Origin of the sequence: Sphingobacterium sp. JB170 (genome assembly GCF_900163865.1) — a bacterium.
GTDB lineage: Bacteria > Bacteroidota > Bacteroidia > Sphingobacteriales > Sphingobacteriaceae > Sphingobacterium.
This window is the reverse complement of sequence record NZ_FUKU01000057.1, coordinates 273834-288630: the sequence shown is the minus strand read 5'-3', so window position 1 is coordinate 288630 and position 14797 is coordinate 273834. Positions and strand designations below refer to the sequence as shown.

Annotated in this window: 14 protein-coding genes; 3 read left to right on the top strand and 11 right to left on the bottom strand. The window is 39.0% G+C overall.

The window, feature by feature from the left end:
- Positions 1 to 415 precede the first annotated feature (415 nt).
- From FM107_RS15470 to FM107_RS15460, 4 genes are all read right to left on the bottom strand, one after another.
- Positions 416 to 1801, bottom strand: a complete 1386-nt coding sequence (locus FM107_RS15470) for a sulfatase (protein ID WP_218779018.1) — start codon at positions 1799 to 1801, stop codon at positions 416 to 418.
- Between the two features lie 401 nt (positions 1802 to 2202).
- Positions 2203 to 2361: a hypothetical protein gene (locus FM107_RS19580; protein ID WP_179204517.1), complete on the bottom strand. Its 159-nt coding sequence runs from the start codon at positions 2359 to 2361 to the stop codon at positions 2203 to 2205.
- 325 nt (positions 2362 to 2686) lie between these two features.
- On the bottom strand, positions 2687 to 3202 hold the full coding sequence (locus FM107_RS15465) for a DUF1062 domain-containing protein (protein WP_218779017.1): 516 nt from the start codon (positions 3200 to 3202) through the stop codon (positions 2687 to 2689).
- A gap of 532 nt (positions 3203 to 3734) precedes the next feature.
- Positions 3735 to 4085, bottom strand: coding sequence for a helix-turn-helix domain-containing protein (locus FM107_RS15460; protein WP_086949377.1), 351 nt, complete (start codon positions 4083 to 4085; stop codon positions 3735 to 3737).
- Between the two features lie 305 nt (positions 4086 to 4390).
- Between FM107_RS15460 and FM107_RS15455 the strand changes: the two genes are divergently transcribed.
- Entirely contained in the window at positions 4391 to 5512 is a 1122-nt protein-coding gene (locus FM107_RS15455) for a VWA domain-containing protein (protein ID WP_086949376.1), read from the top strand.
- An 81-nt stretch (positions 5513 to 5593) separates the two neighbouring features.
- On the top strand, positions 5594 to 7060 hold the full coding sequence (locus tag FM107_RS15450) for a sigma 54-interacting transcriptional regulator (protein ID WP_086949375.1): 1467 nt from the start codon (positions 5594 to 5596) through the stop codon (positions 7058 to 7060).
- A gap of 237 nt (positions 7061 to 7297) precedes the next feature.
- On the opposite strand, the gene FM107_RS15445 is transcribed toward FM107_RS15450, so the two are convergent.
- The 5 genes from FM107_RS15445 to FM107_RS15425 form a co-directional block, all read right to left on the bottom strand.
- Positions 7298 to 8992 (bottom strand): hypothetical protein, encoded by a 1695-nt coding sequence (locus FM107_RS15445; protein ID WP_086949374.1) that lies wholly within the window; start codon positions 8990 to 8992, stop codon positions 7298 to 7300.
- A 646-nt stretch (positions 8993 to 9638) separates the two neighbouring features.
- Positions 9639 to 10073 (bottom strand): DUF4252 domain-containing protein, encoded by a 435-nt coding sequence (locus FM107_RS15440; protein ID WP_256959574.1) that lies wholly within the window; start codon positions 10071 to 10073, stop codon positions 9639 to 9641.
- Positions 10074 to 10178: 105 nt separating this feature from the next.
- Complete coding sequence (locus FM107_RS15435) at positions 10179 to 10649, bottom strand: DUF4252 domain-containing protein (RefSeq protein WP_086949372.1); 471 nt, start codon at positions 10647 to 10649, stop codon at positions 10179 to 10181.
- Positions 10650 to 10660: 11 nt separating this feature from the next.
- Positions 10661 to 11329, bottom strand: coding sequence for a hypothetical protein (locus tag FM107_RS15430; RefSeq protein ID WP_086949371.1), 669 nt, complete (start codon positions 11327 to 11329; stop codon positions 10661 to 10663).
- A complete protein-coding gene (locus FM107_RS15425; RefSeq protein WP_218779016.1) occupies positions 11307 to 11813 on the bottom strand; it encodes an RNA polymerase sigma factor in 507 nt (168 codons plus the stop codon). The genes FM107_RS15430 and FM107_RS15425 overlap by 23 nt, the downstream gene beginning before the upstream one ends.
- Before the next feature lie 145 nt (positions 11814 to 11958).
- Here FM107_RS15425 and FM107_RS19770 point away from each other — a divergent pair, with 145 nt between their 5' ends.
- Positions 11959 to 12102, top strand: a complete 144-nt coding sequence (locus tag FM107_RS19770) for a hypothetical protein (RefSeq protein WP_218779015.1) — start codon at positions 11959 to 11961, stop codon at positions 12100 to 12102.
- A 416-nt stretch (positions 12103 to 12518) separates the two neighbouring features.
- On the opposite strand, the gene FM107_RS15420 is transcribed toward FM107_RS19770, so the two are convergent.
- On the bottom strand, positions 12519 to 13181 hold the full coding sequence (locus FM107_RS15420) for an RloB family protein (protein ID WP_086949370.1): 663 nt from the start codon (positions 13179 to 13181) through the stop codon (positions 12519 to 12521).
- A gap of 1 nt (position 13182) precedes the next feature.
- On the bottom strand, positions 13183 to 14772 hold the full coding sequence (locus tag FM107_RS15415) for an ATP/GTP-binding protein (RefSeq protein WP_143559511.1): 1590 nt from the start codon (positions 14770 to 14772) through the stop codon (positions 13183 to 13185).
- Positions 14773 to 14797: the final 25 nt, after the last annotated feature.

Here is a 14797-nt window from a genome sequence, read left to right as displayed (position 1 = left end):
TATTTGCAAAAGGAAATTAATCATTTTATAACCGCTTCACGCGAGGTCACGTTTGTACACCGGGCCTATTATTTTTAAATAAGCGTTGGAGTCCACAACAATATAAATTTATCAATGTTGTTGTATTTTAGGTGTTTAGAAATCACTAAACGAAGTAGGCTTACCTGAGTGGTGTGCAGGACCTTTAGGATTATATTGTAATATTTCATTGACTTCAAGAAAAACAGGGAGGAAATTCAGCATCTCTGTATACTATTCTCATAGTTGATCTTCTGATTACTTAAAATATCGACCATATAGAGCAATAGTTACGCTCATTTTTCCAAAGGGAAAATCTCCCGTTTCTGGAATTTATATTTAATTTTCTCACTGTCATGACACACACTAGAAGCACCGTACTCCCTATTTTGTACACCTACTGGGTTGTAACCTCACTTTCCCATTGTTCATAAAGCGTTTTTAGTTTTTCCACTAAGTCTGGTTCGCTCTGGGATAAATTTGTTTGCTCGCTAGGGTCTTCGTCCATATTAACTAAAAACAGCTTCTGAGTGTCGAGTTCTTCGTTTCTAGCTTGCACTGGGTTATGAAGTAATTTCCACGGTCCACGTCTGATTGCCCATTGCGGGGCGGCTTTGCTACCACCGCTCTTCCAATAGAAAGTCTCATGGATCGGTTTGTCTGAATCCTCATTGATTATCGGCTTTAAACTCTTACCGTCAATTTTTCTGTTCGGTAAATCAATGCCGCAATATTCCGCTAGCGTGGGTAGCCAATCTATATTTGCTGCAAATTGTTCCCGAACTTCATTTTGCGGAATACCACCCGGTCCGCTGATAATCGCAGGAACGCGCACGCCACCTTCGAAAAGGCTAAATTTAGATCCGCGGTATATCCCTGCAGAGCCACCGCCACCGAACGTACGTTCTTCTTCAGAGAAGCCTTGATCGGCCTGGAAAACGATAATCGTATTCTCGGTTAGGCCCAGCTGCTCTAGTTGTTGCAGCAGTATGCCGACTTTTTCATCCATGGTGGATACAAAAGCTGCGTACATATTCCGTGGAGAAGAGACATTTCTTTCAGCGTAATAATCGAGCCATTTCTTTTCGGGCTGCAGCGGGTAGTGTGGTATATTTATTGCAAAATACAAAAAGAAGGGGTCACTTTGATTCTCCGTCATAAATGCAGATGCTTCGTCCAGCATCAAATCGGGAAAGTAATTTCCTGGTTCATATACTCTTTCGCCGTTCCTCCATAGATCGTGTCTGTTTGGACCATCCCAATAGAAAAAATGGGAATAGTTATCGATCACCCCTCCCATAAATCCAAAGGAATGATCAAACCCTTGGGCATTGGGCACCGTTTCACTGCTGTAGCCCACATGCCATTTGCCCACGTGGGCGGTTTTGTAGCCAGCGCCCTTAAAGAGCTCGGCCATAGTAAACTGGCTACCCGGCATTCCGGCATGACCGCGACTCGAAGAAGCGTTCGTAGCTAGTCCCGCGCGCTGGGGGTACCTCCCGGTCAATACGGATGCGCGAGAGGGCGAGCAAACCGGAGACGCCGAATAAAATTGCGAGAATCGAACACCTTTACGGGCTAAGCTATCCAGATGAGGGGTGTAAATATCTTTAGATCCGTATATGCCGAGATCCGCCCATCCCTGATCGTCCGAATAGATTAAAATTACATTTGGTTTACTTGATTTTTCTGCAGTTTGGGCGAAAATTCCAAGACTATTGAAGAGACACCATGCCACAAAGCAAAAGCGCATTAATGATTTCCAGTTTATTGTGCTATTCATCGTTTATCTATTGTTATTCCGCACATAATTATGAGATCTAATAACAGGGGTAAAAGATAAAAAGAGAGACCTAGATATTTGACTACTGCGGTGTAATGTAAATGTTCTAACAAAGGTTATAAATTAAAGCTAATTGTGCAGAACGATAGGTATAAATATAAAAATAAAATTTTGGAATTGAAAAACCATTTATATACCCGGGCTTGATCTGGAAAGCGATCTGGTCGGTGGATTCGTATAAAACTATATGAAAAAGTCCACTCGCGATCTCCCGCACAGGATCATGGGGCGAAGCGGGTTATCGTTCATTCAAATAATGTACGATTATCTAATAAATCAAACGATCTTTTGGATATAAACGTTGCGATGCCTTTGGTAATGTCCCTGCGACATAATCGGCCTTAGCGTTCCTGAAGACTGATTTTTCCATACATTAATACATATAGGCTCCGTTCTGGCGCATCTGCAATGAAATGAAGCCTGAAATTCGTCCCAAGACATGCATAACTCATCGGATCATTCGGTAGCCTTAACAGGCTTTTATCGATCGATAAATTCATAGTTGTATTTGTTTACTGATTGAATTTTTTTAGTACATTATAAAAGTATTACCACCTAATTATCAGGTGATTATTTCATGACATTTTTAGATAAATGACTAAAATTTAGAGTGTTAGTGTGATGTTATTCACGTGATGTCCTTAAAAACGAATACCACTCAGTGCGATAAACATACGGAATTATTGACCGTATTTACAGCTCATTTAAGCAACGATCTCAACCTTGCCATGATCCGCCTCATCTGCCTTTTTATTTGCCACCGTAAGGTTTTGTAAACTTAAAACCGTTCGCTAGATGCTTAACGGAAATCATATTACATGGTTTCTAATGACCATTAACCCACAAATTATATATAACCTTTAACCTTTCTACGTCGATTTTTACGACCTGCCCACTTTTAGCTTTATCCCTTTTTTTAAGGCATTTTGAATGAATAGAAATAACGTCTCCATCAATCAATTGAATTAATTGTTTTGTCGAGATACGTAGAGTTTCCTTAATTATGGTTGATATTTTTAAGTTGAAATTAAATGGATATTTGATTTTAAAAGTTACGATTTCATTCCCGCAATTTATGAGATTTTCCAATGAATGTCCGTTACTCTCTATATAGTATTCCACCCTTGCAAAATCAAATTCAAGACCGTTTACTCTTGCGGTTTCCGCCGAGAAAGCATGCTCCCAAGCGGTTTCGGTATGATTGTCTGAAAATTTCCCAAATAGTTCTTTATTTATAACTTCCGGTTTAGTTCGAGTTATTATGGTAGCATTATAGGTGCTGTTACATTTAGTACACTTGTAGATCAACCATATATCAATACTCTTTTTTTGAGCATTCATTCTGAATTTTTCACTACAATAAAATCTAGAATTGTCGCAACGATTACATTTCTTCTTCAATAAGGGGGTGTTTTTGACTTTCACCTCCCATACGTATTCTTGGATCATTATTTTTTATACCGCTTAATATTCTTTTGTGAATTGTATATTATTCATGCGGTAAAACATTCCCTATGTCAATCAGAGTATTGAAAAACACAGTAATGAAGCGTGATTACTTTGATAAGCAACACAGCAAACTCATGAATAATAATTTAATAGGAAACCGGTCGGGGTCGAATTACCCCAACAAAAGAATTATCAGCCTGTGGTTTATGAGGCTGTTATTAAGCTACTATAAATTTAAGAATCGTTCTCAAAATATAAATCGTATTTGTCCTATGGCAAATGTAGTCATTCTCGAATAGATCCGAAAATATGAATCAATATCGCTATTTATCAAGAGGACATATGACATTGGGATTAAAATGATGCTCTGACACCATGAATATCTATGATAATATGTTGAACCTTTCCACGCATGGTAATGAAGCTAACCATTGATGATTTTTTTTTCTGTGCTCCAGCCCCATTCTGCGATCGTTGAGGTCAATTTCTTTAGCGTATAACCGTATTCGGTTATCGCGTGCTCCACGGTTACAGGCTGCGTAGCCTGTATAGTTCTTTTTATCAGGTGGTTGTCTTCGAGTTCCCGTAAATCTCTACTTAGCATTTTACCGGAAACTCCACGGACTTCCTTTAATAATTCGGAGTAGCGCATCGTACGGAAGCATAAACACGCTATTATGGAGACTTTCCATTTGCCATTCAGCAGATCCATCACGTCGTGATTGGCGAGTATGGTATGACCGCACTCTTCTAATGGTGTTTTTATGTTTTCCATGCTATGTAAGTTGGTTATTCGAATGTTACTGTTACTTTTTGATACAAAAGTACAAGAAGTGAAATGGTAAATTTAGTTTTGCACCATAACTTATTTAAAATAAAAGATTCTGATAATGATCGACTTCCTCCAATTAACCCAATTTATCACAGATTAATCAATTGATAATTAGCTGTTTATATTTTTTTTGTCGTGTGCTAATTTTTTTTGCTAGAAATTAGTTTTATTTATTAGCCTCGCGCGCCGGCTTAATAATATTGCTTTAATACGACGCGATAAAGCAGATTAGTTTGTAAGTTTAAAGTATGAGAAAAGCGGATAGTAAAAAAGGGTTTGTCTTTAAGCAATATCAAGCTCCCTTCCAGACGCCTTTTGATAAGCTGTTTGAAATTTTCACCGAGCTTCTTACCCATACCTCTGGAGATTTCGATGAGGCTGTCGAATGGCTACGGGAGTTGGATCGCGAATTTAAGCTGACGACACCGGAATATACGGTAGATGATTTCATTGCGGAGCTTAAGGAAAAAGGATACATTCAGGAACGCCTAGATTTCAAGGGGCAGGGCGGGGTGGACATCACCTCCAAGATGGAAAAAGCATTGCGACAAAATGCGTTGGTTCAGATTTTCGGTAATATGCATAAAGGTAAATCGGGGAATCATAAAACCAAGCATCAGGGGCAGAGTGAGCAGGATGCTGGAGACTTTCGAAGCTATCAATATGGCGATAGTCTGGAGAAAATATCAGTGACGGAGAGTTTGAAAAATGCACAAGTCAACCACGGCATAGGGGACTTTAGTTTGTCAGAGGCAGATCTGGTTGTCGAGGATACGCAGTTTAAGTCACAGATGAGTACCGTACTGATGATTGATATCAGCCACAGCATGATTTTATATGGGGAGGACCGTATCACGCCGGCCAAGAAAGTGGCCATGGCTTTATCGGAACTTATACTCACGCGCTACCCCAAGGATTCACTCGATGTTATCGTCTTTGGAAACGATGCCTGGCCGATAGAAATCAAAGATTTACCGTATTTGCAAGTCGGTCCATTCCACACCAATACCGTGGCAGGACTGCAGCTGGCGATGGATATTTTGAGGCGTAAGCGTCATGCAAACAAGCAGATATTCATGATTACCGATGGTAAACCGAGCTGTCTAAGAATGTCTGACGGCACCTATTACAAGAACCCTATGGGATTGGACCCTTTTATCACCAGCAAGTGCTACAGCATGGCCGCCCAAGCTCGAAAGGTAAATATTCCGATCACTACGTTTATGATCACGAGCGATCCTTACTTGCAAGAGTTTGTCGATAAATTTACGGCTTCAAATCTGGGTAAGGCCTACTATACCGGGCTCGGCAATTTAGGAGAGATGATTTTCGAGGATTACCAGGACAATCGTAAGAAGCGAATTCGGTAAACGGATACTATAAAAACAATAGAACACAAATTATGCGCTCCGCTTTATCGAGTGAGCACCATTAATATTTAATTGCAATACATGGATTACAATAACATAAAAACTTTTGGCGAATTAAAAAAATCGGCCTACCAGCCGCGAACAATTAAGGAAGAGCTGCGTGAGAATCTTATGCTAAAAATACGCAAGGGAGAGACGGTTTTTCAAGGCGTCCACGGCTACCAAGACACGGTCATCCCCGAACTCGAGAGAGCTATCCTTTCTAAACATAATATCAACTTATTAGGCCTCCGTGGGCAGGCCAAGACCAGGCTCGCCAGGTTAATGGTGGACCTCTTGGATGAATATATACCCTATGTGACCGGCTCGGAGATTAACGACGATCCATATAGCCCGATATCACGATATGCAGTGGAGCTTCTGGGTGAGAAAGGTGATGATACGCCCATCAGCTGGCTACATAGAAGTGAACGCTTTGCCGAGAAATTGGCTACCCCAGACGTGACCGTGGCGGATTTGATCGGTGATGTTGACCCCATAAAAGCGGCTAACTTGCGCCTGAGCTATGCCGATGATAGGGTCATTCATTTCGGAATGATTCCCCGCGCAAACCGTTCTATATTTGTTATCAATGAACTGCCCGATTTGCAGGCAAGGATACAGGTAGCACTATTCAATATATTACAAGAGGGTGATATACAGATTCGGGGATTCAAGCTGCGCTTACCACTGGACGTTCAGTTTATCTTTACGGCCAATCCGGAAGATTATACCAACAGGGGAAGTATCGTTACTCCGCTGAAAGACCGTATCGGCTCTCAGATTTTGACACATTACCCTAACTCTCTGGCCGTGGCAAGAGCTATCACGGAGCAGGAAGCCAGCCTAGAGGCTGGGCAGAAGGAGCAGATCTATGTGCCTGAACTGGCTAGAGAGATATTGGAGCAAATTAGTTTTGAAGCCCGCCAAAGTGACTACATCGATGCCAAAAGTGGTGTTAGCGCCCGTATGAGTATCACGGCTTTCCAAAATCTATTGAGCACAGCCGAGCTGCGTATGCTGAAAAATGGAGAGTCCTCAACCGCGGTTCGCTTAAGTGATTTTATGGGTATCGTGCCCGCGATAACGGGTAAAGTAGAGCTGGTGTACGAAGGAGAGCAGGAAGGTGCCGCTTCAGTCGCAATGGAGCTTATAGAAAATGCAGTGAAGACTCTTTTTGTCACTTTATTCCCAAAGGTTGAGAAGCTCGAGAAAGAAAATCAGCAATATCCCTACGATGATATCGTGAGCTGGTTCCTGGGGTCCGATGGTATTAATTTGCCGGACGAACTTATCGATGCGGACTACCAGCTGACAATAGAGCAGGTCGAGCCCCTCCGGGCGCTAATACAGCAGTACCAGCCGCAAACGCGTTCTGAAGATGTTTATTTTCTGAGTGAATTTGTGCTCTGGGGCCTTACGCTGTTTAACAAGCTGAGTAAATATAGGCTTGATGGCCAGACGCAATTTCAAGATAATTTCCAAGGATATCTTAATCGAAATATTTAGCGGCACCGTAGATTAGTAATGAATCTTACTTGACCCGAATAACACGCGCAATCATGATAAGCAGAGGCTCCTGGAGTATATCAGGAAGAGCTGGCCTCTGCTTATTTGGATATCGTTTTTTTTAAACTTCTAGAGACTGTACCGACGGATTGTTTCAGGGGGCCACTTCATCTATGGAACTAGTGAAATAGCCATCGCCCTAAAATATTTTCTGCCGAAGTTTCCCTTTTAAAAATATTATTGTAAATGTTTTATTTGGGTGTCGATAATTACAGTATTGCCTGACGGAATAAATTGGAAGACGAAATCAGTTCCATCCCCTTTATTTATGCGTCCTTTTTTTAGCGGTATTTGATACGTGTATTTTCTAAAGTCCGCAATTAGCTCGGGTGAATTATCTAATTGAAATGGATGTTCATCCAGACGCTCCGTCGGCATATTTAACTCTAACAACCACTTAAATGTTTTGTTGGTTGATTGGCAACTCACATCAATCTCGTTTTCTTTAAATTCGATTTTAAATACATTTTTAAATTGATCAACTCCAGTGATCAGCATTCTATCTTTCGCTTGCTCGGTAACGATTGGATTTTGTAGTATCAATTCCTCACGTTTGCCATTCTTGTTTATTTTCATGAGACGTAAGCCCGCGCGTTCGGTTTTCGTACTCCAAAAAAATCCATCAACCACGGGCAGTGTATAATAAAAAAATTGTCCGCCTGTGCCTGGTTGTTTTAGATAAGCAGATTCAAAATTTTCATCAAAGAGATGAATATCTCTGAAGCGAAATGCATTCCTTTCAAAATATAAATTTGCTCTGTAAAAACGACTGTTGTACCAAACCGATTTTTTACCTTCATTCTTGTGATCCGACAGTGTGGTGACCGCTGTAGCAGGAGTTAGCGGAAATTCCTTTTTAAACCATTCTCCAGAAGTTTGCAAGGTTTCAATTCTTATCTTTCCAATCGTTCTTAATGAATCTAAAATTGGAAACTGCATGCGTAAACCATCTTTCATTTCATTCCAAGTAAAGGAGTTTTCTTGACCTACTTGAGCATAATTGAAGGCTAGGCTCGGTTGATTTACAATAGATTCAAGAAAATAATCAACCCAAGCTTTGTCCATGCCCGCATGTTTATAGACCGGCTCTAAAGAAACGACTCCCTGTCCACCTGTTCCCACGCCCATGTCATATTGATAGATAGGATCACTTCCTAACATACGAAAGATAGGTACTGGAATTTGATTGGCTGTAGATTGTGCCGGCATATATGCATTCAATTTACTAGGATAATAAGCTTGATTCCAGTAACCACCCCATAACGTGTAACCATCAGTCCCTACCTGGTCTTTGCAGTTGCTCGAAGCAACAATGTTATATTTCTCGTACATGTATAACAACGTATGAGCGTCAATAAACCAAGATCCAACTGATTTAGGATAATAGCCGAAAATACTTTTAAATTTCGCCATGTAGACATCGACTAAGCGTTCTCTTTCTGAAGGAGTGTACCCTGTGGCGAAAGCTATATTTGCTGTGGAGACCCAATCATGCTTTCCTCGCCAAATAATACCGGCTGCCTCTGCATGGGGTTTTGTGATTTCCCACCAAGCGCCAATTTCAGAATCATTACCTAATTCGTCTTTTAATAGTTGCTGATATTTTGGATTAACCAATGCATCATATTGCAAGAGAAATGTACCGGGAAAGGAATGCTGCTTCAAAAGCTCAACTTGTTTTTCTGTAGCATCAAAGAGCAAGCTGTCGGCATTTTTTACTCGATAGTCAGTCTGACGAATAAAATTAATAATGTTGATTATTTTAGGTTGATCCTTTTGAGGTACTGGACCATCAGCTTTTATTACGGAAGTGTAACTCAGGCACAATAAAAAAATAATGGTCTTTAAAACAAATTTAAATTTTATAGTCATAAGATATGTATATTATGATGGCGTGTCAATCCTCTTTCAAAATATTGTGTTGAAATAATTTAACGAGAACTATCTATTTCACGATGTTGGTTTAGCCTCCTATTAATCGGACTATTACTATTCTCTAAAGGTAGTATTTTAATCTATATTTTTGATGGGGGGGAATTGCACTTCCAGCGCATATTATCCAATACTTGTCGATACGAGATGGCAGTTAAAATGCAATTTTCGTCTTTTTCATCTTCTTTCTGCTCTAAAAGGCTTTTGTACCGCCATTCAAGAAGTATATTTGGGAGCAAGTTTTAAATCGAACCGTATAATTTTTCTGTATAATTTTTGTCGAAAAAGTCACTTAAAAGTATCTCCAGTTTCTCTTTTTTTCAAAAATAATAAGGCTTTAGCTTATTGGCTAAAATAGCGTGAAAATATTCAATATGCCTGCTTAGCGGCGGCGTACATGGACGTGTAGAAACCTGGTTCAAGCGATTCTCTTAAAAAAATCTAAGTCATTTTGACCGAAAATCGGCTATGATCTTCATTCCTGACTTCGAGATGAATTCCCCTTTCTAATCAATTATAAGGCTGTCATTAATTGACTGAAATTCGGGAGACGGTATTTATGTGTATAATATTAAATGTCAGTCTTTTACTTCTCCTTTTTGGTTTCTTGGTAATGTTCTATTAAATTCTGTAATTCATTAATATTGATGTTAGATTTAAGATCTACGAATACATAATCATTCTCATCGATGATGCCCAACATAATAGTCTTTATTTTGTCCCCTTTCGTTTTGGTATTGATAGATATTTTGGCACCGTCACTATAGATACTTACTAATTCATCAAAATCATTGTTTACTAGATAGGCACTGAATTGTTCATAAAGATTAGTTTTACCGTTATTGGAGACAGTCATCAGTTTAATTTTTTTGATTTTTTTAACGGCAAGTGCTAAAGCGGGGTCATCCTCTTGTAATTCTTTAATTTCCGTGCGGATAAACGTTTTCATCAGGAAGCCCGGAACGTTGATGGAAACGATTTCAGCATCCTGGGATAAATTTGATTTTTTTGCAAAGTCCATATTTGCCCCTTTTTTGACAATACAACTTTGCATGTTTATTAATAGTATTGCCGCGCAAATGATTCCAATAAAGCGATTCATAATTTTAATTTTGTAGGTTTCAATTTAGTTGTTATTCACCAATGCGTTGATGTCATCATATTTTAACGAGCCATCTAGAATCATAAATATCGTTTCGCCCTCGGAATTAATACTTAATAGAAGGTTATCCAAGAAGTCGCCGTCTACACTTTCCGCAAGGAATTTGATTTTATTACCTTCCGAGTTTACCACTAACAGTTCTTCATATTTTAGATTACTGATTGCTGAGGCAACTTCATTTTGAATTGCTGAACCTGCGTCTTCAAAGACTAACATCTTGATGGAATTTACCTTGCTCAATAAAGGTCTTACAGTTTCAATATCCGCCTCGCCAATATTCATCTTGTTTAACATTTTAAACATTGGTTTTCCAATCTTAATGGACGTTACGCCTTTTTGTTCTTTATACTGTTCAAATATTTGATCCAATTTATTGATCTGTGCATTTGCGATGGTAGCGGCAAACAAACTTATTATTAACATGAACGTTTTCATAGCTTAAATTTTTATATTTCTATTTTTAAATATTTAATATTCTTAACACCTTTCATTCCCTTTCTTAGGTTCGAGGTTGCCAACTGCAATGCCGTTTCAGTTATCTCTATGGCTTTCTCCTGGTTATAAATCTTAACTCCATTGATTTCAACGTAGAACTGTTCCTCTCGTGCAGGTCCAACGTTGAAGTCTTCTGTAGATTTCATGTGATCTTTTTTATTATTGGCAATAGACGTCTGTTTTATGTCGGTGGGGCTAAGGGGGGAATTTGCAATTCTCGGCGTATCGTCCTGATCCGTTAATTCTTTGTCCTTAGTTCCAGATTTTTTAACGTCCAGAACTTGATTGTTGACCTCGGCACGAGTTATTATCGGTTTAGCCGTATCATTATTCGATTCAATTATTTGACGAATTAAGAAGAAAGCGAAGATTACGGTAGCGGCAATGGCAGTCATGGGGATGATATGACGGGCCAGCGGATGGACTTTCTTTATTTCAGGCTTCTTTTCATTTACCTGTTGTATGAAATCATCAAAGTCCCAATCCATCGCGTCCTCAGACGGCTGTAGGGCATTAAAGAACTTCTCACCTTCAAGTTCTTTCAATTTGCGTTCCTCTTCCAGAGAAGTTTTACCTCCCCAATATTTCGCCTTTTGCCTATCCAATTCTTCTCTTTTCATAATCGAAAACTTTTGTTAAGTTTAATCTTACTGTGGATCGTGCTCTCGATAAGTTGACCCTTACAGCATTTTCTTCCAACCCTGCGATCGCTGCGATGTCGCTTATCTCGCATTCTTCGATATCTCTTAAATACATCACGTACCGCTGCTTTTCCGGAAGAGTATCAATCATCTTCAGAATTAACTCCTTGGTTAAGGCGGGATACTTTTCTACTTCTATATCTGGAGGAAGCTGCTTTAAATATTTTGCGTGTCTCCCTTGTTTGTCAATTTTGTTGTATGCCATATTCCTTACCATTTGCATGGCGAAAGCTTCTATGTTTTCTAGCTGATCCAATTGATTTCTCTTTTCCCATAGTTTCAGCATTACTTCTTGTACCAGATCGTAAGCATCTTCTTGATGTTCCAAAAACCTATTCGCAAATCGGTACAGCTTATCCTTCAGGACAAAGACCGTATTTTTAAAAGCTTCTTGGTTCATCATTATTATCGCTTATTTAATAACAAGACAGATATCTCTACCCGAGTATTACATTTAGATTGAAAAAAATGGATTATGGTTATAAATATCTAAAATACACGTTTTTAAAATGAAAAGTTGGATCATGTAGAATTTAAAGCAATGGATTGTGCAGGAGTTCCTTGGGCGTGTATTGCTGTACTCCTTTTATCGGGAATCATCCGGTCTTAAAGCCTCTGAGGTGGTCTCTGCAGCAGAAAAAGGCAGGGGGCTTAAGGCGTACGCCAACAAAGCGATCATCCCAGTCAATTAGGACTTCTTTAAACGTGGTCATCGTTCCCACGAGATCTGTTTTGTGCGGATATATTGTCGGGGCTCCATTATCTGTATTGAATTCGTCGCCCAAATTAACGAATAAATCAACGCTGTTACCGGGTAGTTAATAGGGGGACAGATGTGCACTCCTGAAGTCAGAAGGTATCGATATAGTCTGTTAAGTCGGGGTGGGGCTTAACCTCTTGATAGCTTATAATTTCGCTCTATTTGTAGTTCTCGCCTATAGGTTGCCATCTCTTTGTTTTACCTGTGTTTTGCCTCCTCACGCATTGTTTACTGCAGGTGGTCTTCTTTCTTTGCCGCTGCATAGATCGTCGAGAAATATGCGTCCCGCTTTAAAAATGCTTGTTACGAAGGATCGTCATCTGTCTGGTAGAGCAAACATGTAACCGCTCAGTCGTTTGGTGATTTAATTTTTTCGATAAGTTTGTAAACGTGAGAGCCTAATTGGCTAGGAAATGGCTCTTCCCCATTGTCCAATTTTTTAGCTTGATCAATCGCTAATTTTAAGCCTCCTAAAAAACGATTTGGAAGCGGGTTTGTTTTGTTATATGACCCCAAAATTTCTGTCAATTTCCGCTCTACATAGGTTTTTCCGTGTTTCGAAAGTTTTGAATTCGCAAAGATTTCTTTTTGCTCATCAGGAGAGTATTCAGTAATATTTTTAATGTGAAGAAGTAACCAGAATTCAAAACAAGGATTACTAACAGCCATAAACATGTTATTTTCTTTCACACAATCTTCAGCGATCTTTGGGATATTTTGCCATTTATCAGTATCGATGATCATCCATAATTCATCGTCTTTCCCAAATGTGTATTCATCTTTCGCTTCACGTTTCAATTTAGCGAAGACGTGATTAGGAGCGCTTTTGGTGTCTTTTTTATGCCTGGTAAGTAATTTTAAAAACACTTGTTCGTCATTGAACTTAACAGAATCCTTAAACGATTGGAAATATTTCTCCTCTGTAGCATTACCCTCAAAGGCTAATACAAATATTTTTTCCTTATTGACCGAATTACTTTCGCGTAGAAATTCAACTCTTTCGCGCCCCATGTCAGCTTATATTATTGAGTACAGAAAGATTTGCTCTACTACCAATCCGTGGGATGGCTTTAAATCTTCCTATCAAATAATCTTTTCTAATTTCTTTGTCGAATCTAACATTATATTCTTCTAATGAATGTAATTTTGACGCGCCGTTCTGATCCTTGACAACGAACCAAATCTCATCTTTTCTCAAGAGTTTTTGAGTCAATAAAGTAGATTCGTGGCTAGCTAAAATAAGCTGGCTATTAACATGTTCCGTTTTACTTAGAAATAAATCGATAAGGTCGTACATCAAATTAGGATGAAGGCTCCTTTCCATCTCATCGATTATGAAAACATTGTCACCTTTAACTAAATCCATCATCAAAGGAATGAAATCCATTATCCGATTTGTTCCATCCGATTCATCTCTGGTGTCAAATTTTACGACCTTTTCATTTCCGCTTACTGCGTGTTTAGTCATGAATTTTTGAATTTCAAGCTCATCATTTTTAATCGACAAAAAGTAAGTGTTGCCGCGAATAGATATGGAGGCTCGACTCGATTCTGACTTTTTACTTAAGAGATCTCCCTTAATCTCTTCAATAATCCTTTTTGGTATTTCTATATTGTCGGGATCAACGGCTTCAAGACAAACACCATCAATACCTGTATCGAAATAAGAGAGTAATTCTTCAAACGTCGTTAGTAACTCGACATCTTCTCTTAGTTCAAACTTTAATCCCTCATTATATTTATCTTCAGGGGAGATTATTTTCAGCGCATTTTGAAACCAATCTATCGTATTTAGTAAATCGTCTATTTTAGAAACGTTTTCGGCAACGTTTCGAGCACGGATTTCCGTCAAGAACAATTGATTGTTGCGAGTTCCTTTTGCAATAAAACTCAGAAACTGTAGCTCTTCAGGTGAATTAATTTTTTCAATAAAGTAAGCTAGATCAAACGGATTCTGCTTTTTGTTGTCCCGCTCAAATATTTTCTGTTCTAAGTTTGGACCAATTTTGTAAAGCCACTCTTCAACTATTGATTCTTTATTAAACGTAAAGCCATAAGCATAATTAAACCCATTATGCTGAAACTCATATTCTAATCTTGAATCTTTCAACGTAGGATTCTTATTTAGTCTGAAATTCTGATACTCAATAGGTTTCTCCGGTTTTGTGCCGCGGAGCACCATTTTTTTCCCAAAAGCTATTGACTTAATGAGATTCGACTTTCCCGAAGCGTTAGCTCCGAATAAAACACCAGTCTTTAAAACAGAGATTCCTCCACATTTTTTTGTTTTGTGATGCGGCTTTAGGCTGCCTCGTCCGGGTATCATGGAAAACGTCGTCCTACCTTCGAAAGACAAAAAATTTTCAATATTAAATCTGATCAGCATACGCGTTGTATTATTCACGTAAAGGTAATGTGATTTTTTCACATCTACAAATGGTTCGTTTTTTACTTTGATATCCCGAGAAGTAAAATGACATTCGTCATACGTTAAAATGCGTATTGCGTGGATAATACCCGAGATCCCAGAAATTCTCCGTAAGTACATCTTTGTAGTTTGGTCTGCCAGAGGATAAAACTGGCACTGCTTTGAATGAGTCACGCGTTGATATCGTTAAGGAACAAAA